The organism is Nocardiopsis tropica (genome assembly GCF_042660575.1).
Lineage (GTDB): Bacteria > Actinomycetota > Actinomycetes > Streptosporangiales > Streptosporangiaceae > Nocardiopsis > Nocardiopsis tropica.
Map to the genome: position 1 here is coordinate 342,376 of NZ_JBHSUF010000006.1, position 18,237 is coordinate 360,612.

At 72.7% G+C, this 18,237-nt stretch carries 15 protein-coding genes; 2 read left to right on the forward strand and 13 right to left on the reverse strand.

Annotated elements, in window-relative coordinates; all coding sequences use genetic code 11:
• Window positions 1–121 precede the first annotated feature (121 nt).
• Both ACFQBR_RS12465 and ACFQBR_RS12470 read right to left on the reverse strand, forming a co-directional pair.
• A complete protein-coding gene (locus tag ACFQBR_RS12465; protein ID WP_378553306.1) occupies window positions 122–3,178 on the reverse strand; it encodes an Rne/Rng family ribonuclease in 3,057 nt (1,018 codons plus the stop codon).
• 60 nt (window positions 3,179–3,238) lie between these two features.
• Window positions 3,239–4,114: a TIGR03936 family radical SAM-associated protein gene (locus tag ACFQBR_RS12470; RefSeq protein ID WP_344183074.1), complete on the reverse strand. Its 876-nt coding sequence runs from the start codon at window positions 4,112–4,114 to the stop codon at window positions 3,239–3,241.
• Between the two features lie 103 nt (window positions 4,115–4,217).
• On the opposite strand from ACFQBR_RS12470, the gene ACFQBR_RS12475 reads away from it, so the two are divergent.
• On the forward strand, window positions 4,218–4,340 hold the full coding sequence (locus ACFQBR_RS12475; RefSeq protein ID WP_344183056.1) for a hypothetical protein: 123 nt from the start codon (window positions 4,218–4,220) through the stop codon (window positions 4,338–4,340).
• Between the two features lie 362 nt (window positions 4,341–4,702).
• Here ACFQBR_RS12475 and ACFQBR_RS12480 read toward each other — a convergent pair whose 3' ends face one another.
• From ACFQBR_RS12480 to ACFQBR_RS12525, 10 genes are all read right to left on the reverse strand, one after another.
• The gene (locus tag ACFQBR_RS12480) at window positions 4,703–5,251 is read right to left on the reverse strand and encodes a TetR/AcrR family transcriptional regulator (protein ID WP_267948605.1); all 549 of its coding nucleotides are present in this window, start codon (window positions 5,249–5,251) and stop codon (window positions 4,703–4,705) included.
• Window positions 5,252–5,376: 125 nt separating this feature from the next.
• The gene (locus ACFQBR_RS12485) at window positions 5,377–7,314 is read right to left on the reverse strand and encodes a TIGR03960 family B12-binding radical SAM protein (RefSeq protein WP_344183058.1); all 1,938 of its coding nucleotides are present in this window, start codon (window positions 7,312–7,314) and stop codon (window positions 5,377–5,379) included.
• Window positions 7,315–7,582: 268 nt separating this feature from the next.
• Window positions 7,583–8,767 carry a rod shape-determining protein RodA gene (gene rodA / locus ACFQBR_RS12490; protein WP_378553311.1) on the reverse strand — a complete coding sequence of 395 codons (1,185 nt, stop codon included), beginning with the start codon at window positions 8,765–8,767 and terminating at the stop codon, window positions 7,583–7,585.
• 3 nt (window positions 8,768–8,770) lie between these two features.
• Window positions 8,771–10,906, reverse strand: coding sequence for a penicillin-binding protein 2 (mrdA, locus tag ACFQBR_RS12495; RefSeq protein WP_344183060.1), 2,136 nt, complete (start codon window positions 10,904–10,906; stop codon window positions 8,771–8,773).
• Between the two features lie 3 nt (window positions 10,907–10,909).
• Window positions 10,910–11,470 (reverse strand): rod shape-determining protein MreD, encoded by a 561-nt coding sequence (mreD, locus tag ACFQBR_RS12500; RefSeq protein ID WP_267948602.1) that lies wholly within the window; start codon window positions 11,468–11,470, stop codon window positions 10,910–10,912.
• Entirely contained in the window at window positions 11,470–12,390 is a 921-nt protein-coding gene (gene mreC / locus ACFQBR_RS12505; protein ID WP_267948601.1) for a rod shape-determining protein MreC, read from the reverse strand. The genes mreD and mreC overlap by 1 nt, the downstream gene beginning before the upstream one ends.
• A 1-nt stretch (window position 12,391) precedes the next feature.
• Window positions 12,392–13,426, reverse strand: coding sequence for a rod shape-determining protein (locus tag ACFQBR_RS12510; RefSeq protein WP_267948600.1), 1,035 nt, complete (start codon window positions 13,424–13,426; stop codon window positions 12,392–12,394).
• A 217-nt stretch (window positions 13,427–13,643) separates the two neighbouring features.
• The gene (gene ndk / locus ACFQBR_RS12515; RefSeq protein ID WP_267948599.1) at window positions 13,644–14,048 is read right to left on the reverse strand and encodes a nucleoside-diphosphate kinase; all 405 of its coding nucleotides are present in this window, start codon (window positions 14,046–14,048) and stop codon (window positions 13,644–13,646) included.
• 159 nt (window positions 14,049–14,207) lie between these two features.
• Entirely contained in the window at window positions 14,208–14,615 is a 408-nt protein-coding gene (locus tag ACFQBR_RS12520; RefSeq protein WP_267948598.1) for a DUF4233 domain-containing protein, read from the reverse strand.
• 34 nt (window positions 14,616–14,649) lie between these two features.
• The gene (locus tag ACFQBR_RS12525; RefSeq protein WP_344183064.1) at window positions 14,650–16,002 is read right to left on the reverse strand and encodes a bifunctional folylpolyglutamate synthase/dihydrofolate synthase; all 1,353 of its coding nucleotides are present in this window, start codon (window positions 16,000–16,002) and stop codon (window positions 14,650–14,652) included.
• 111 nt (window positions 16,003–16,113) lie between these two features.
• Between ACFQBR_RS12525 and ACFQBR_RS12530 the strand changes: the two genes are divergently transcribed.
• Window positions 16,114–17,388, forward strand: coding sequence for a hypothetical protein (locus ACFQBR_RS12530; protein WP_344183066.1), 1,275 nt, complete (start codon window positions 16,114–16,116; stop codon window positions 17,386–17,388).
• A gap of 96 nt (window positions 17,389–17,484) precedes the next feature.
• Here the strand turns inward: ACFQBR_RS12530 and ACFQBR_RS12535 are convergent.
• Window positions 17,485–18,237: LVIVD repeat-containing protein (locus ACFQBR_RS12535; protein ID WP_378553319.1), on the reverse strand; the 753-nt coding region annotated here is incomplete at its 5' end.

An 18,237-nucleotide genomic window follows, 5' to 3' on the forward strand; every position in this document is an offset into this window, starting at 1 on the left:
GGTGGAACGCGCCGACGCACCGTCCATCAGATTACCATCGGCCCGCTACAGGCCTGCACACGTGCCGTGGTTCGGACGGGGTCTCCCCCGTCCGGACCACGGCCGGTATGTACCGCCTCGGTCAGCCCGCGTCCACGGCGGACGGCGGGGCCGCCGCCGTCTTGGCCCGCCGGGTGCGGCGCCGCTTGGGCCGCTCCGCGGCCTCCTCGTCGCCGTTCTCCGCCGGGGCGGGCGTCTCGCCGACGGCGGTGTCGGCGTCGCCTGCGGCGTCCGCCCCACCGCCGTCCTGCACCGCGGCCTCACCCTTGTCGGCCGCCGCGCGGGCGGCCTTGGTTCCGGTGCGCCGGGTGCGGGTCCTCTTCGCCGGGGCCTTCTCGGGCTCGGCGTCCGCGGCGGGGGCGGGCGCGGAGTCCGCCCCGTCCTCCGCCTGGGCCGCCGAGCCGGTGTCCGCCTGCCCGGCGTCCGCCGCGTCCGCGGCCTTGCGGGAGCGGGTGGCGCGCTTGCGGGTCTTCTTGGCGGGCTCGGCCTGCTCCTGCTCCTCGGCCTGCTCGGGCTTGTCGGCCTCGGCCTCGGGGGCGTCGGCGGTCCGCTCGGGCTCCTGCTCCGGCTCGGCCTGCCCGGCCGCGTCGTCGCCCTCGCCCTCGTCGGAGGGCTTCTCCGCCTTCTCCGCCTTCTCGGCGGGCTGGTCGGTGTCGCCCTTGCCCTTCTTCTTCTTGCGCCCGCCGCCGTTTCCACCCGCGCCGGCGCCCTTCTCCAGGAGGTCGCCGGACAGCACCAGACCGCGCCCGCTGCAGTGCTCGCACGTGTGCGAGAACGCCTCCAGAAGGCCCTGGCCGACCCGCTTGCGGGTCATCTGCACCAGGCCCAGCGAGGTGACCTCCGCCACCTGGTGCTTGGTGCGGTCGCGCGACAGGCACTCCAGCATGCGGCGCAGCACCAGGTCGCGGTTGGACTCCAGCACCATGTCGATGAAGTCGATGACGATGATGCCGCCGATGTCGCGCAACCGGAGCTGGCGGACGATCTCCTCCGCCGCCTCCAGGTTGTTCTTGGTGACCGTCTCCTCCAGGTTGCCGCCCTGGCCGGTGAACTTGCCGGTGTTGACGTCGACCACGGTCATGGCCTCGGTCCGGTCGATGACCAGGGAACCGCCGCTGGGCAGCCAGACCTTGCGCTCGAGGGCCTTGTTGATCTGCTCGTCGATGCGGTAGGCGGAGAAGACGTCGCGGTCCTCGGACCAGTGCGAGAGCCGTTCGGCGAGGTTGGGCGCCACGTAGTCCACGTACTCGTGGACGGTGGTCCAGGCCTCCTCGCCGGAGACGACCAGGCTGGAGAAGTCCTCGTTGAAGACGTCGCGCACGACCCGGACGGTGAGGTCCGGCTCGCTGTTGAGCAGCGACGGCGCGTTGGCCGACTTGGACTTGCGCTTGATCGAGTCCCACTGCTTGGCCAGGCGCGTGATGTCGCGCTCCAGCTCCTCCTCGCTGGCCCCCTCGGCCGCGGTGCGCACGATCACCCCGGCGCCGGACGGCATGACCTTCTTGAGGATCTGCTTGAGGCGGGCGCGCTCCTTGTCGGGGAGCTTGCGGCTGATGCCCGTCATGGAACCGCCGGGCACGTACACGAGGTAGCGGCCGGGCAGGCTGATCTGGCTGGTCAGGCGGGCGCCCTTGTGGCCGACCGGGTCCTTGGTGACCTGCACCAGGACCGACTGGCCGGACTTGAGCACCGACTCGATGCGCTTGGGCTGGCCGTCCAGGCCGAACGAGTCCCAGTTGACCTCGCCCGCGTACAGGACGGCGTTGCGGCCCTTGCCGATGTCGACGAACGCGGCCTCCATGGACGGCAGCACGTTCTGGACGCGGCCCAGGTAGACGTTGCCGACGTAGGAGCGGTGGGTGGCCCGGTCGACGTAGTGCTCGACCAGGATGTCGTCCTCCAGGACGGCGATCTGGGTGCGGTCGCCGGTACGGCGGACGACGAGGTCGCGCTTGACCGCCTCGCGGCGGGCCAGGAACTCCGACTCGGTGACGATCGGGGCGCGGCGGCGGCCCTGCTCGCGGCCCTCGCGGCGGCGCTGCTTCTTGGCCTCCAGCCGCGTGGAGCCGCGGACGGACTGGACCTCGTCCTCGATCGGCTTCTCGGCGCGCGGCTCGCGCACCCGGACCACGGTGTTGGGCGGGTCGTCGGCGGTGGTCTCGCCGCCCGAGCCCCCGCCGGACCGGCGCCGACGGCGGCGGCGACGGCGGCTGCTGCCGCGTTCGCCGTCCTCCCCCGTGTCCTCGTCGGACTCGGCGTCGACGTCGTTGTCGTCCTCGGCGGTGTCGGCGGCCTCGACCTCGGCCGCGCGGCTCCTGCGCCGCTCGGGCTTCTCCGCGGCGGGCTCGGGGGCCTCGCCCTCGGCCTCGTCGCCGGAGCGGGACCGGCCGCGGCCGCGGCCGCCCCGGCGGCGGCGACGGCGGCTCGGACGGTCGTCGGAGGGGTCGCCGGTCTCCTCGGCGTCGGAGGACCGGTCGGCCGTGTCCTCGGCCTCCTCGTCGTCCTCGTCCTCGTCGTCCTCTTCCGCGGAGGGGTCGGCGACGGGCGCCGGGGAGGCACTGGCCACCGGCGGCTGGAACAGCATGGCGGGCGCCTGGAAGACGCTGCCGCCACCCTGCTCGGCGGTCTCCTCGTCCTCCTCGGCGGGGATCGCCTCGGGCGTCTCGGCGGCCTCGGACGCGCGCGTGCGCGCACGGGACCGGCCGCGGGTCCGGGCGGGCCCCGCGGTGTCAGGGGTGTCGGCGGCCTTGTCGCCGCGCTCGGCGGAGTCCTCGGCCGCGGTCCGCGCGGTCGCGGGCTCCGTGTCCGCGGTGGCGCGGGTGCGGCTGCGGCGCGGGGCCGGGTCCTCGTCGGGACGGCCCGCGGCGCGCACGGTGCGCCTGCGGGCGGTGGTGGACACCGCCGTCTTGACCGTGCCCCCCTCGCCGGAACCGGCGAGCGAGGTGACGGGCATCGAGGGCGGGGTGAAGACGTCGTCCGGCTCCGGGGGCGGTCCGGCCGCGCGGCGGACGCCGCGTACCGGCGCCGGCGTGGTCACACGCACCTCACCTCCCCCGCCGGGGGGCGCCGCCTTGCGAGCGCTTGCTTCAGTTGTACCCGCGGTGCTCTCGGCACCGTCGTTGGGCTCGTTGTCGAGCATCCGGGCGGTCTCCCGTCAAAGTCCTCGGGCGCGCTGCGGCCTTTCGGTCGCCGGCGCGGCTCACGAGAACTGTCGTCGCTGTGTCACCGCCGACGGCACCGGGGTGCCGTCGGGGCGAAGTCCTGTGGTTTCGCCCATGTTCCCCGCTTCGGGGCCGCACATCCGCGCGGTCCCGTCCATGGGCGTTGACGGCCGTGGTGCGTCGTCGCGCCGCTCGTCCGCGTTGTCGTTCGCGGGTCCGGGGCTCGTGAGAGCTTCGGGCCGGTCCTCGGTGAGCGGGTCCGCGATCGCGCCTGTCGCCTCGTCCAGCGGCCCCTGCGCCAGCCGGGTCATCACGGGTGATGACGGCGGCGCGAGGTCGGCCACTCGGAGGAGTCCGGTCAGCACGTCGTCTGGTCGGACAGCAGGTGTCGTGTGCCGTACAACCATCCGAAGTATGGCATATGCCGTGTCGTGTTCCCCTGGGACGCGCCCGTGGGATCCGCTGCACACGTCGATACGAACCACTGCCGGTCGTGTGTCGAAGCGGCGACGACCCTTCTTCGTCATCCGCTCCACCTCGACACTGTCGGCGGCCGCGTAGGCGGCCACCGCCCTGGCGGCGTCATCGGGGTCGACGCCGTCCATCTCCACCTGCCAAGCGGAGGCCTGGAGCCGATCCGCGAGCCCGGACTGCCGGGCCTCGACGACCTCGACCACGTCGATGCCCTCGGGCATCGCGGCGTCGATGTCGGCTCGGACCCGTTCGGGTTCGCGTGCCTCGGCCAGGACGAGTTCAAGGTACTCCGCCTCGCTGGCGACCCCGGTGGGGGCCGCTCCCGTGTAGGAGACCTTGGGGTGAGGCGAGAAGCCGGCGGAGAACGCCATGGGCACGGAGGCCCTGCGCAGGGCCCGTTCCAACGCCCGGGCGATGTCGCGGTGACTCGCGAACCTCATGCGCCCGCGTTTGGCGTAGCGGACACGAAGCCGCTGTCCCGGCTTGGCGGTGGAGGGTGAGGTGGTGCCCTCGGGTGCGGGGGGCAGCTCAACTCCTTTCCTCATGCCCCCAGGTGTGGTCGGCGGAGCGACCTCGAAGGGGCTGTTCCTCGTCCTGCTCAGCGTACGGTGCGCCGTGGTGCACATGCGCCAGCAGGACTACGCATACCGGTATCTCCCCCACTGACCTGCGGTCGAAAAGTCCCCGAGGTCTCGGAGCGGACACTGAACCGGTGTTCACCACCTGAACGCGGAGCCGCCGAAAAAAAATCCGAAGAAAATCTTCTGGAGATGGCAACCCCCCGCGCACCCCGCGAGTCTTATTACTCGTACGGCCCGGCGCGAGCGGGGCGCCGGGCCGTACACCTTCTCCCCGGGCCACTCCCCTCCACAGGGTCGAGAGAGCGCCCGGAGCGCGAATCCTACTCCTGTAGCCCTGACACCACTGTGAGCGACCCCGCCCTCCCGCGCCATGAGCACCCCTGTTCTCCGCCGTCCCCCGGCGGAGCAGGGGTTCCCCCGTTCCCGGGGGCGTGCCCGGTACGGCGGTCAGGCGGGCGGACGCAGCCCCGCCAGCACCACGGCCACGGTGCGGCGCCGCGCGGCCTCGTCGGTCCCCCCGCGCTCCCTGGTCATGCACCCCTCCATCAGCGCCTTGACGTCGGCGGCGTCCACGTCGTCGCGGACCTCCCCCGCCTCCTGCGCCGCGGCGAGGAGTTCGCCGAGCGCCGCCACCACGTCGTGGCCGGTGCCGCGGACCGCGGCGGCGACGTCGAACCCGCCGCCCCGGAGCGCCTCGCCGAGCCCGTGGTCGAGTGCCCCCTCGTCGACCACGAACGCGAAGAAGGAGGCGAGGGCGTCGCCCGGCGCCTCCTCCTGTGCGAAGGCCCTCGCCGCGCCCACGAGGCGCTCCATCCGGCTGAGCACGATGGCCCCGTAGAGGGACTCCTTGGTGGGGAAGTGCCTGCTGACGGTTCCGGCCCCCACGCCGGCGCGCCGGGCGATCTCGTGGACGGTGACGGACAGCCCCTCGGAGGCGAAGGCCTCGAAGGCCGCGCGCAGGACCTTCTCGCGGTTGCGTCTCGCGTCGGCTCGCACTGTCGCCCCCAGGGCCCGCGCACGGGCCGTCGACCAACGGGATGCCCGTCCCGGCGCCGCCACGGCAACCGGGACAGTCGTCCCGACTCTAGCCGGGTCCTCCCGGCCGGCGGCGGAGCACGCGGCTACTCGACGGTCAGCGGGAGCAGGGGGCGCCCCTCGGCCGGCGCGTTGATCTGGATCTCGGTGCCCATACTCGGACAGACCCCACAGTCGTAGCAGGGGGACCACCGGCAGTCGTCGACCTCCAGCGACTCCTCTCCGTGCAGGGAGTCCTGCCAGTCCTGCCACAGCCACGACCGGTCGAGGCCCGCGTCCAGGTGGTCCCAGGGCAGGACCTCCTCCTCGTCGCGCTCGCGGGTCGTGAACCAGTCGAGGTCCACCGGGAGGCCGGCCAGTCCGGTTACGGCCGCCCGCTCCCAGCGCTCGTACGAGAAGTGCTCGCTCCAGCCGTCGAACCGGCCTCCGGAGCGCCACACCTCCTCGATGACCCGGCCCACCCGGCGGTCGCCCCGGGACAGCAGGCCCTCCACCACGGACGGGCGGCCCTCGTGGTAGCGCAGACCGATGGACTTGCCGTACCTGCGGTCGCCCCGCAGCGCGTCGCGCAGCTTGCGCAGCCGTGCGTCCACGACCTCGTGCGGCGTCTGGGCTGCCCATTGGAAGGGCGTCTGGGGCTTGGGCACGAACCCGCCGATGGAGACCGTGCACCGGATGTCCTTGCGCCCGGTCACCTCCCGGCCGGTCCGGATGACCTCTGCCGCGAGGTCGGCGATGGCGAGGACGTCCTCGTCCTCCTCGGTGGGCAGACCGCACATGAAGTACAGCTTCACCTGCCGCCACCCGGCCGCGTACGCGGCGGTGACGGTCCGGATCAGGTCCTCCTCGGTGACCATCTTGTTGATCACCCGGCGCATCCGCTCGCTGCCGCCCTCGGGCGCGAAGGTCAGCCCCGACCTGCGCCCGTTGCGGGTCAGCTCGTTGGCGAGGTCGATGTTGAACGCGTCGACCCTCGTGGAGGGCAGGGACAGGCCCGTGTTGGTGCCCTCGTACCGGTCCGCGAGCCCCTTGGCGATGTCGCCGATCTCGCTGTGGTCGGCGCTGGAGAGCGACAGGAGCCCCACCTCCTGGAACCCGGACGCGGCCACGCCCTCCTCGACCATGCTCGTGACGGTCTCCCGGCTGCGCTCGCGCACCGGCCGCGTGATCATCCCGGCCTGGCAGAACCTGCAGCCCCGCGTGCAGCCGCGGAAGATCTCCACGCTGTACCGCTCGTGCACGGACTCCGCCGTGGGCACGATCGGCCTCTTGGGGTAGGGCCACCCGTCCAGGTCCATCACGGTGTGCTTCTGGACCGTGCCGGGGACCCCGGGCCGGTTGGGCGTGTACGAGGCGATCCGCCCGTCCCCGTGGTAGGCCACGTCGAAGAAGCGCGGTACGTACACGCCGCCGGACGCGGCCAGCCGCAGCAGCAGCCCGTCGCGCCCGCCCGGCCGGCCCTCGTCCTTGAAGGCGCGGACGGTCTCGGTGACGGCGAGGCTGATCTCCTCCCCGTCGCCCAGGACCACCGCGTCCAGGAAGTCGGCGATCGGCTCGGGGTTGAACGCCGCGTGCCCCCCGGCGAGCACGATCGGGTGGTCGTCGGTGCGGTCGCGGGAGCGCAGCGGAATCCCGGCCAGGTCCAGCGCGGTGAGCATGTTGGTGTAGCCCATCTCGCTGGCGAAGCTGATCCCGAGCACGTCGAAGGCGGCCAGCGGCCGGTGGGCGTCCACGGTGAAGTGCGGGACGCCGTGCTCGCGCATCAGCTCCTCCAGGTCCGGCCACACCGCGTAGGCGCGCTCGGCGAGCACCCCCTCGCGCTCGTTGAGGACCTCGTACAGGATCTGCACGCCCTGGTTGGGCACGCCCACCTCGTAGGCGTCCGGATACATGAGGGCCCAGCGGACCCTGGTCCCGTCCCACTCCTTGACCACGGAGTTGAGTTCGCCCCCGACGTACTGGATGGGCTTGCCCACCTTGGTCAGGAGGGGTTCCAGGCGCGGAAACAGGCTTTCGACGGACATGGTGCGGGCCTTCGTTCGGCGGACATCGTGTCAGAACGCGTGTTGTCCCCCGCCGGGGCGGGAGCGGGCGGCGGAGCCGCTGGAGCGCGACCGCCCGGAGGTTCCCAGGCTACCGGCCCGGAGGGCTCCGGCCCGGGTCGTCCACAGGGCCGGTCGGCGTTCCCCGAGGGGCCCGCCGGGACGCCCGCGGGGTGCGCCGCCGGCCGGGACGGGCGGGGCCCGGCGAGGGCGGCCCCTCCCCGGGCCCCGGTCGCGGGCCGCGCGACCGCTACTCGAACCCCCGGTCCCGGGAGTTGATCCCCAGCACCAGGCCCAGCCCCAGCATGTTCGCCATGATCGCGGTGCCGCCGTAGGACACGAACGGCAGCGGCAGGCCGGTCACGGGCATGACCCCCAGCCCCATGCCGATGTTGATGAAGGTCTGGAAGCCGAACCACGCCGCCACCCCCACGCACAGCAGGCGGGGGTAGGGCTGGTCGCATCCCAGGGCGATCCGCAGGATCCGCCAGAGGACCACGGCGAACAGCGCGATGACCAGGGCCGCCCCCGCGAACCCCAGCTCCTCCCCGGCGACCGTGAAGATGAAGTCGGTGTGCTGCTCCGGCACGAACCTGCCGTGCGTCTGCTCCCCCTGGAACAGCCCGGTCCCGTTGAACCCGCCCGAGCCCACCGCGATGAGCGCCTGGTTGGAGTTGTACCCGGCGCCCTGCGGGTCCGCGGACGGGTCCACCAGGGTGGCGAGGCGGTCCAGCTGGTAGGGCTCCAGGAGGTCGAACCAGAACACGCAGAACACCGCGGCGACGCCGCACGCGAGCATGCCGGCCACCCAGACGAACGGCGCGCCCGAGAGCGTGAGCATCCCCAGGAAGATCGCCCCGAGGACCAGCGTCGTGCCCAGGTCGGGCTGGAGCATCACCAGGGCCAGCGGCACCGCCAGGACCAGCAGGCAGAACAGGACGTCCCTGGTCATCGGCCTGCTCTCGCCGTCGCGCGGCTCGCCCAGGAGCGTGGCCAGGACCAGGACGAGCCCGACCTTGGCCAGCTCGCTCGGCTGGAACTGGAACGCCCCGACCACGATCCACCCGCGCGACCCGTTGATCACCGCACCCAGCGGGGTGAGCACGAGGACCAGGGCGACCGCCGTGGCCACGTAGACGATGGGCGCGTACGCCCGCACGGTCCGGAAGTCCACCGAGGCGACGACCAGGCACGCCACCCACGCCACCGCCAGGTGGGCCAGGTGGCGGCGGAGGTGGCCGGTGGAGTCCATCGGGTCCCCGCCGTCGCCGGGCAGGGTCGCCGACCACACCAGCAGTGAGCCGATGGCGCAGAGCACCGCCACCGAGACGATCAGGACCCAGTCCAGGCGGCGCGCCGCCCCGGCCGCCATGACGGCGCCGGAGCCGAAGCCGGTCCGGCGGCCCGACAGCGGCGCGCCCGTGTGTGTGCTCATGGCCTACCGATCCAACACTTCGATGGAACCGTCGGAACGCACCACGGGCAGCTCCGAGTAGGGCTTGCCGCCCGGGAGCGCGGGCTCGCCGCCGCCGGAGTCGTCGTCCTTGTCCTTCTTCCCGGAGAACCCGTAGATGCCCTCGTAGATCTTGCGGGCGATGGGCGCGGACGTCTCACCGCCCGTTCCGCCCTGGGAGACGAAGACGACCACCGCGAACTGCGGGTCGTCGGCCGGCGCGTAGGAGGCGAACCAGGACGACACCTGGCGCTCCTGCGCGTCGGCGCTGCCGGTCTTGCCCGCGATGGACACGTCGTCCTGCGGGAACTCCGCGAAGGCTCCGCGGCCGGTACCGGACTTGGTGACCTCGGTGAGCGCCTTCTGGAGGTACTCGATCGTCTCGTCCTTGACGGGGACCCGCCCGGCCACGACCGGTTCGATCTCCTCGACGGAGCTGCCGTCCGCGGCGACCAGCGCCTTGGCCACGCGGGGCTCGTACAGCGTGCCCCCGTTCGCGATGGCGGCGTAGGCCCGGGTCAGCTGCAACGGGCTGACCAGGACGTCGCCCTGGCCGATCGCGAAGTTCACCGCCTCGCCCGCACGCCACTCGAAGCCCTCCACGCACTGCTCGTGGGCGAGGCGCTTGAGGTAGGAGGCGTGCGACGGGTTGGTCTCGGCGACCTCCGGGTAGCCGTGCTCGCCCCGGTAGCAGTTGTTCTCCCGGGTCTGCGCCCAGAAGGTGCGCTTCCACTCGCGGTCGGGGATGCGGCCGCCGGTCTCGTACGGCAGGTCGATGCCGGTCGGCGCCCCGAAGCCGTAGCCCCGAGCCATGGTGGCCATGGCCTCGGTCGGCTCGCCCTCGGGCCTGAGCCCGCCGTCCTTGAGCCACAGCTGGTAGCCGAAGTTGTAGAAGATGGTGTTGCAGGAGACCACGATGGCCTGGTGCAGCGACAGCGCCCCGTGGCCGCCGCCCGCGTAGTTCTGGTAGTTCTGGCCGGCGATGTTGACCGAGCCGGGGCAGGCGTAGGTGCTGCGCAGCGAGAAGCCGTTCTCCACCGCGGCCGACAGGGACGAGATCTTGAACGTGGACCCTGGCGGGTACTGGCCCTGCACGGCGCGGGAGAGCATGGGCTCGCCCGCCTCCTCGCTGAGCATCTCGTCGAAGGTCTCCTGGTCGATGCCGCCCTGCCAGACGCCGGGGTCGTAGGTCGGGAGGCTGGCCATCGCGACGATGCCGCCGTTGCGCACGTCCATGACGATCGCGGCGCCGGAGTCCGCCCTGTACCTGGGCCGGGCGGCCTCCATCCCCTCCTTCAGAGCCTCCTCGGCGATCTTCTGCACGCCGACGTCGAGGTGGGTGACCAGGTGCGAGCCGGCCACGGGCAGGCGGTCGGAGATCACGTCCATCACCTCGCCGTGGTTGTTCACCCCCAGTGTCCGCAGGCCCGCGGTCCCCCGCAGCTCGGCGTCGTAGACCGCTTCCAGGCCGTCGCGTCCCACCTGGTCGATACCGGTGAACTGCGTCCGCAGCTCCTCCCGGGCGTCCAGTTCCTCCTGGGTGACGGGCTGCAGGTAGCCGAGGATCTGTCCGGCGTGCGCGCCGTAGGGGTACTCGCGGACGGCGTGCGCCTGGGCGGTGACACCGGGGAAGTCGTCGGCGCTCTCCATGATCTGGAGGGCGATCGAGGGCTCCACGTCCTCGGCGAGCGTGACCGGCTGGTAGGGCGAGCCCGGCCAGCAGGGGCGCTCAACCTCGGGTCCGCACAGGCGCATGCGCTGCTGGAGCTCGCGCACCGGGACGTCGAGGACCTCGGACAGGTCGGTCAGGACCTTCTCGCCGGAGTCCTCCATGCCCATGAGCTCGTGGTAGTCGGCCGAGACCACCAGCTCGGTCCGGTTGTTGACCAGGGGCCTACCGGTGGCGTCGAGGATCTGTCCCCGCGTCGCGGGGACGATCAGCTGCTGGTGGTGGTTGGCCACCGCGAGGTCGCGGTAGTGGTCGGACATGGGCACCTGGAGGTACCACAGGCGCGCGGTCAGCACGGCGAACAGGACCAGGACCAGGACCTGGGCGGTGATCAGACCGGCACGGCCGAGCCTGGGCCCCGGGAGCGTCGGGTCGAACGGCGGCTTGCGCACGGCTCACCACCCTCCCGGGGCCATGGGGCCCTGGACGGTGGCGAACTCGCTGTCCGCGAGTGTCTCGCGCACCCACAGGACGGGGAGGGTGACCAGCGGTGCGACGAGCACCGTGAGGGCCGCGCCCACCCCGACGCCGGTCCCGACGGCCGCCGGGGTCATGTGCTGGTCGCCCATGAGGAGGCCGACGGCCGCGTATCCGGCCCCCACCCCCAGCGCGGTGGCGGCGGTGGCGCCGACGGCCGCCCAGCCGGAGGTGCGCGAACCCACCGCGCCCGGGGCCCCGGTGTTGCGGCGCAGCAGGGCGACGAGGTAGGCGGCCAGGCACAGCACGAGGGCGTAGCGGCCGACGGCGTGCTCGGCGGGCGGCAGCAGGTCCATGGCCAGGCCCGCACCGAAACCGCACGCGGCCGCGGCGGCCGGGCTGGTGGTCAGGGCGACCGCGACGACGGCCGCGACCACCAGATCGGGGCCGGGGCCCCACGCGAACGGGAGCCGGTTGACGATCGTGGCCTGGGCGAGGACGGCGGCGGCCACCATGACCAGGGTCGCTGCGGACCTCATCACTGCTCTCCCTCGGGCTTCTCGGACTTCTCGGGCTTCTTCGGCTTGGGCGGCAGCACCGAGTCCCGCGGGTCGTCGTCGGGACCCGCCACGACGACGCCCACCACGTCCAGGGACGCGAAGTCCACGGCCGGGGTGAGGCGGGCGATGCGGCTGAGCGCTCCCGGCGCGACCTGCACCTCGTCGACGGTGCCGATGGGCACTCCGGGGACGAAGGGCGCGCCCTCGTGGGATCCGAGCGTCACGATCCGGTCGCCGGCCTCCACCGGCGCCTCCATGTCGAACAGCTCCAGGGTGAGGTCGGCCTCGGGTCCGCCCGGGACGGAGCCGCCGTTGACCACGCCGATCTTGCGGGTGGATTCCAGGCGGGCCCCGACGGCCGACTTGACGTCGGTGGCGAGCATGACGGTGGCGGTGCGGGGGCCGGCCTCGACCACGCGCCCCACCAGGCCGGATCCGTTGACGACGGTCATGTCCGGGCGGACACCGGACTCCGTGCCGGTGTCGATGGTGACCGTGTGCGCGTAACCGCGTGCGGTGGACCGGGTGACCGCCTGGGCGGGGACCACCTCGTAGGCGCCGAGGCCGGACAGGTGCAGGAGGTCGTCGAGCTGGTCGGACCGGTTGCGGTCGATGCGGGCGGCCTGGAGCTCGGCCTCCAGCGCGGCGTTGGCCTCCTCCAGCTCGGCGACGCGCGCGGCGGCCCGGGGCCCCTCGCGCAGGCCGTCGTAGAGGGTGACCGCGGGCGCGGCGGCCCAGCCGACCCCGGCCGCGGCGGGGGCGAACACGAGTTCGCCTCCCGCCCGGGCCACGGAGGTCACGGGATCGGCGCCGGGCCGGGCGTCCAGGACGAGCAGGACCACGGCCGCCGCGACCAGCAGGGCGAGGACCAGCCGGGACCTCGGTGAGTCGCGGAGCATGTCATCGCCGCCGTTCCGGGACGAGGACCTGGTGCAGCCTCTCGTAGTTCTCGACGCAGGTGCCGGATCCGACCGCGACGGAGTCGAGCGCGTTCTCGGCGACGTGGATGGGCATGCCCGTCTCGTGCAGGAGCCGGTCGTCCAGGCCGCGCAGCAGTGCTCCGCCCCCGGTCACGGCCACGCCCCGGTCCATGATGTCGCCGGACAGCTCCGGGGGGCACTTGTCGAGGCTGGTGCGGACCGCGTCGACGATGGCGGTGACGGGTTCCTCGATGGCCTGGCGGACGTCGCCCTCGGAGAGCACGACGGTCTTGGGGAGCCCGCTGACGAGGTCGCGTCCGCGCACCTCGGCGTGGAGCTCCTCGGGTCCGGTCGGGTAGGCGGAGCCGATGGCGATCTTGAGCTCCTCGGCGGTGCGCTCCCCGATCATCAGGGAGTACTCCTTCTTGACGAAGGTCATGATCGCCTGGTCCAGCTCGTCCCCGCCGACGCGGATGGACTGCGAGGTGACGATGCCGCCCATGGAGATGACGGCCACCTCGGTGGTGCCGCCGCCGATGTCCACGACCATGTTGCCCGTGGGCTCGTGCACGGGAAGCCCGGCGCCGATGGCGGCGGCCATGGGCTCCTCGATGATGTAGACCCTGCGGGCGCCCGCCTGGTAGCCCGCCTCCTTGACGGCGCGGTGCTCGACCGAGGTGATGCCGCTGGGGACCGCGACGATGATGCGCGGTTTCGCGAAGTGGCGTCGCCGGTGGATCTTCTGGATGAAGTAGCGCAGCATCCGCTCGGTGATCTCGAAGTCGGCGATGACGCCGTCCTTGAGGGGGCGGATGGCGGTGATGTTGTTCGGCGTTCGGCCGATCATCTGCTTGGCCTCGATGCCGACCGCGACGATCTTTCCCGTGGACGTGTTGAGTGCGACCACCGATGGTTCGTTCAGAACGATGCCGCGTCCGCGCACGTACACGAGCGTGTTGGCGGTTCCCAGGTCGACGGCCATGTCCCGGCCGAGAAAAGCAAGGTTGTTCGGCATGTAACGTCCTCAGAGGCGCCGTGTCGGACGTGGTTGCACGGGGCGACCATACGTAGTCGTTCCGGCACGATAGGTATTCAGTCCCCCGCATCGTAACGGTCAGCACTTACTCCGTTACGCAAACACACCGAATTGATGCCTCGTCACCGGACGAACCATGAGAAGTCGACTACCGGGCCGCGGACCCCATGCCGTAGGGTCCGCGGCCGCCCGGCCCCTACAGGTCGGGGAAGAACAGCTTGATCTCGCGCTCCGCCGAGTAGGTGGAGTCCGAACCGTGCACGATGTTCTGCTGGACCTCCAGCGCGAAGTCGCCGCGGACGGTGCCGGGCGCGGCGGTCACCGGGTCGGTGGCGCCGGCCAGGGCCCGGAAGGCCTCCACGGCGCGCTCGCCCTCGACCACCAGGGCGACCAGGGGACCGCCGGTGATGAACTCCACGAGGGAGCCGAAGAACGGGCGCTCCGCGTGCTCCTCGTAGTGCGTCCGGGCGGTCTCGGCGTCGAGCGTGCGCAGCTCCATCGCGGCGAGCTTCAGGCCCTTGCGCTCGATGCGCGAGATGACCTCGCCGACGATGCTGCGGCGGACGCCGTCCGGCTTGATGAGAACGAGAGTGCGCTCCACGTGCGTGTCAACTCCTCACTGGGGCTCCGCGTGGCGCGTGGGCGATCGCCCACGGCGTAGGCCGCACGCGGAGGTTCGGGTGGTGGGTCACGGAAGCGGGGCCGCGAAGGGGGAGAACCCTCCCGAGGGGACCGGCCGCCTGTCCGGACGTGCGTCACACTATCGCGTTTGCCGCGGCGACGCGGTGGTCGCCGAACCCTCCCCGCCCCCGTCCCCGGAGGCGGCCGCCTCGGCCTCGGCGCGGGCCGCGTGCGCGGCCTTCATCTCGTCGGTGCGGCGGCCCATGACCACTCCGGTCACCCACAGGGACACGAACACGACCGCGATGAGCATCGCCCCGGACACCAGGAAGGAGGTGAACAGGAACGCGGCCTGCAGCGCCCAGGCGGCGTAGTGCGCCCAGGTGCGCTTCTGGAGGCCGGAGAGCACCAGGGCGACGGCGGCCATGCCGCCCCACAGGCTCGCGGCTGTGGCCGGCTCCATCCCCTCCAGGGAGATGGCGACGGGGATGAAGAGGCCGATCACGATGGCCTCGAACAGCAGGACGACGGCGCAGACTACGCGCACAGCGGGTTCCCTTCGTAGTGTGTCGCCCCGCCCGTCACTCGCCGGAACCGCGCAGCAGGTGGACGGTGTCACCCGCGGTGACGACCGACCCGGTGACCAGCACACCGGTACCGCCGAGCTCTCCGCCCTCCTCGGCCAGGCCGACGGCCCGGTCGATGGCGTCGTCGAGTCGGGGAACCACGTGCACACGGTCGTCCCCGAAGACCTGTCGGGCGAGGTCGCCCAACTGCTCCGGTCCGAGGGAACGCGGTGAGGAGTTACGGGTGACGACGATCTCGTCAAGCAGTGGTTCGAGGGGGTCGAGGATCCCCTCGACGTCCTTGTCGGCCATGATCGCGACGACGCCCACCAGGCGGGAGAAGCTGAAGGCCTCCCCCACTGCGGCCGCGGTGGCGGTCATCCCGGCGGGGTTGTGCGCCGCGTCGGCGATGACGGTCGGGCTGGTGCGCACGACCTCCATGCGCCCCGGGGAGTCCACTCCGGCCAGGGCCTCGGCGACCATCGCCGGGTCGAGCCCCTCGGCGTCCTCCCCCGCGGACGCGAACGCCTCCACGGCGGCGACGGCCACGGCCGCGTTCCCCGCCTGGTGGGCGCCGAACAGGGGGAGGAACAGGTCCTCGTAGTCCCGGGTGAGGCCCTTGAGGGCGAGCTGCTGGCCGCCGACGGCCACCTCGCGGGAGGTGACGCCGAACTCCAGCCCCTCGCGGGCCACCTGGGCCCCCACCTCGGCGGCGTTGCGGAGGAGGACCTCCGCCGCGGACACCGGCTGCTGGGCCAGGACCGCCACGGAGCCGGGCTTGATGATGCCGGACTTCTCCTCGGCGATGCCGTGCAGGGTGTCGGGCAGGTAGTCGGTGTGGTCGATGCCGATCGGGGTCACCACGGCCACGTCGCCGTCGACGACGTTGGTGGCGTCCCAGCGGCCGCCCATGCCCACCTCGACCACGGCGACGTCCACGGGGCTGTCCGCGAAGGCCGCGTAGGCCATCACGGTGAGGATCTCGAAGAACGACAGGGGCGCGTCGTTCATCTCGTCGGCCATGTCGATGTAGGGGCGGATGTCGTCGTAGGTCTCGACGAACCGCTCCTGGGAGACGGGCTCCCCGTCGACGACGATGCGCTCGCGCACGGTGCGCAGGTGCGGGCTGGTGTAGCGGCCCACGCGCAGGCCCCTGGCGCGCATGAGCGCGTCGATCATGCGCGCGGTGGACGTCTTGCCGTTCGTCCCCGTGACGTGGATGACCCGGAAGTTGCGATGGGGGTCACCCAGCAGATCCAGCAGGGTGCGGACGCGGTCCAGGCGGGGATCGATGTCGGACTCGGGTGCGCGGGAGAGGATCTCGGCGGTCACCTCGGCGTAGCGCTGCTCGGCGCTCACGCCGCTCACGGTGTCTCAGTGGTCGGGGTGTACACCCGCGCCAGTGTACGCGCCCCCACCTGGGCCCGGACTCCGGGTGAGGGGTCCGGCGGCCGATGTCGCACAGACCATACTTGGGGGATGCCGAGCCTTGACCCCTTCTTCACCGAGTGGGCGGAACGCCGCCCCGGACAGACACGCAGCCTGGGACGCGCCTCGGCGCTCCTGGCCGCCCTCGGCCTGGACGCCGACCGCACCCCCGTGCTGGGGGTCGTCGGCTCCAAGGGCAAGGGCAGTACAGCGACGACGGCGGCGGCCGCCCTGTCGGCGGCCGGCCTGCGCACCGTCCTGGTGACGGGGCCGAGCTTCCGCTCCTACCGCGAACGCGTGCGGGTGGACGGGACGTCGGTGGACGACGCGGTCCTGGACGCCCTGGGCGCGCGGATCGACGCCGCGCGCCGTGACCTGCCGACGGTGGAGGAGTCGGGGGGCTACCTGGCGCCGAGCGGCCTGTTCCTGGTCGCCGGGCTCCTGCGTGCGCGGGAGGCGGGCGCCGACGTGTGCGTCCTCGAGGCCGGTATGGGCGGGCGCCGCGACGAGCTGCGCCTGGCGGGCCCGGAGGTCGTCGCGCTCGGGAAGGTCTTCGCCGAGCACGTGGGCGTCCTCGGCGCCGACGTGGTCGAGATCGCCCGGGAGAAGACCCTGGTCGCCGGGGAGCGGACCCGGGCCCTGGTGCGTCTTCCGCAGACCCCCGAGGTGGCCGCCGAGATCGACGCGGCGCTGGCCGACGCGACCGGTGGGAGGGTGGGGGCCGAGGTCGTCGATCCGGAGGCGGAGGGGACGGAGCCGCCGCCCGCGCTGCGGCCGCCGGGCCTGTCGGCGGCCTCCGGGGTCCTGGGCGCGGCCGCCGCCGCGCGGATGCTGGAGCACCTCGGGATCCCGGGACCGGACCGGAGGACCCTGCACGGCGTTCTGGCGACCGTCCGCCTCCCGGGGCGGCTGTCCCGGCACACTGTGCCGCTCCCGGCGGGGAGGGCGCCCGGCGGGGAGGCCCCGGACGCGGAGGTGGTGGTGGACTCGGCCATCGACCGCGTCGGCGTCGCGGCGGCCCTGGCCCACGCGCGCGGCCTGTGGGGCGGGGTGGACCACGTGCTGCTGTGCCTGCCGGACCACAAGGACGTCTCCGGCGCCGTGGAGGTCCTGGGCGGCCTGCCCGTGACGGCCGTGCGCCTGCCCGAGGCCCACTTGCGCTTCGAGCACGCCCTGCCCCCGCACTGGGGCCGCATGGACGCCGCAGACCTGACCGCGGCGGCCCTGGCGGCGCTCGGCCGCCGGGTCCTGGCCCTGGGCACGGTGTACTTCACCGGCCGCGTCCTGGAGGCGGTGGACGCCCCCACCGACCGGCTGTTCGGCTGACGCGTCCGGGGGATCCGGCCGGGTCCCCCGGACGCGGAACGGGGGCGGTGCCGGGCACCGCCCCCGCCCAGGGAGCCTCCTCCCCGTCCGGACCGGTCAGCCCCGCCCGGGCCTGTACTCGGGCTGGGACTGCGGGTTGAACTCGTCCATGCGCACGCGCTCGGCGGCCCGCAGGCGCGGGTCGTCCAGCTTCAGCACGTCGATGCCCCGCTCGATGTCGGAGGAGTAGACGTAGCCGTTGTAGTAGTACGCGGACCAGCTGTCGTTGTCCTGGACGCCGTCCTCGACACGGGAGTCGATGTCGAAGTAGCCGATCTCCTCGGGGTTCGCCGCGTCGTTGAAGTCGATGACCGAGACTCCGCCCGTGTACCAGGACTGCACGAAGAAGTCCTGCCCGGGCACCGGGATCAACGAGCCGTTGTGGGCGACGCAGACCTCCCCGCCCTGGTGGCGGTCGATCTTGAAGTAGCTCTGGAACGACAGGTCGGCTTCGGCTCCGTCACCGTCGAGGGAGTAGACGGCGTCGGCGCCGCGCTCCGGGCCGATCTCCTCGGTGCAGGTGGGGGCCCCGCCTCCGCCGAGCTCGTCGGTGAAGACCACGTTCCTGCCGTCGTTGGTGAACGTCGCCGAGTGCCAGAACGCGAAGTTGGTGTCCTGCACGACCTCGGTCACGACCGGGGCGGCCGGGTCCGAGATGTCCATCAGGATGCCGTCGCCCATGCACGCGCCCGCGGCGATGTCCCTGCTCGGGAAGACCGTGATGTCGTGGCAGCCGGAGGTGCCGGTGTTTCCGCCCTCGGGGAAGAGCACGGGGGCGTCGACGAGCTCGGCCGAGGCCGGGTCGTCGAC

What these genes read in the sequence shown, in the direction of transcription:
- ACFQBR_RS12465 (WP_378553306.1), bottom strand. Translation starts at nt 3,178, where the DNA reads ATGCTCGACAACGAGCCCAACGACGGTGCCGAGAGCACCGCGGGTACA.
- ACFQBR_RS12470 (WP_344183074.1), bottom strand. Translation starts at nt 4,114, where the DNA reads ATGAGGTTCGCGAGTCACCGCGACATCGCCCGGGCGTTGGAACGGGCC.
- ACFQBR_RS12475 (WP_344183056.1), top strand. Translation starts at nt 4,218, where the DNA reads ATGCCCCCAGGTGTGGTCGGCGGAGCGACCTCGAAGGGGCTGTTCCTC.
- ACFQBR_RS12485 (WP_344183058.1), bottom strand. Translation starts at nt 7,314, where the DNA reads ATGTCCGTCGAAAGCCTGTTTCCGCGCCTGGAACCCCTCCTGACCAAG.
- rodA (WP_378553311.1), bottom strand. Translation starts at nt 8,767, where the DNA reads ATGAGCACACACACGGGCGCGCCGCTGTCGGGCCGCCGGACCGGCTTC.
- mreD (WP_267948602.1), bottom strand. Translation starts at nt 11,470, where the DNA reads ATGAGGTCCGCAGCGACCCTGGTCATGGTGGCCGCCGCCGTCCTCGCC.
- mreC (WP_267948601.1), bottom strand. Translation starts at nt 12,390, where the DNA reads ATGCTCCGCGACTCACCGAGGTCCCGGCTGGTCCTCGCCCTGCTGGTC.
- ACFQBR_RS12510 (WP_267948600.1), bottom strand. Translation starts at nt 13,426, where the DNA reads ATGCCGAACAACCTTGCTTTTCTCGGCCGGGACATGGCCGTCGACCTG.
- ACFQBR_RS12530 (WP_344183066.1), top strand. Translation starts at nt 16,114, where the DNA reads ATGCCGAGCCTTGACCCCTTCTTCACCGAGTGGGCGGAACGCCGCCCC.